This window comes from Adlercreutzia sp. DFI.6.23 (assembly GCF_024462535.1).
Taxonomy (GTDB): Bacteria; Actinomycetota; Coriobacteriia; order Coriobacteriales; family Eggerthellaceae; genus Adlercreutzia; species Adlercreutzia rubneri.
Map to the genome: position 1 here is coordinate 1 of NZ_JANGBP010000795.1, position 288 is coordinate 288.

The window sequence follows — 288 nt, forward strand, 5'->3', positions numbered from 1 at the left end:
CTTCAATAACCAGCATCATAAAATCATAGTTCAGACGATGTACGATACGCATATATTCCATCAAAGCCCAAGCTACACAGAATAATGATATGATGCAGCAGGCATCCATTAACAATTCAAATAAACGTTTATTAATCACCGTACGGAAGTAAAAAATAAAGAGAAAGATCACTAAGATACCGATTCCACAAACAGCTCCCAGCCAGTTTTGATGGAATGCTGCCACCAAAGAGGCTAACAAGCAAAAGGCAATTGCGAATTTTGATCTTGGTACTGATTGAATGATCG

Annotated in this window: 1 protein-coding gene; it reads right to left on the reverse strand. The window is 37.8% G+C overall.

The genetic code is table 11. The annotated features are described in order from the left end of the window. The coding region (locus NE591_RS15505; RefSeq protein ID WP_256157130.1) for a hypothetical protein at positions 1 to 288 on the reverse strand (288 nt) is incomplete at both ends.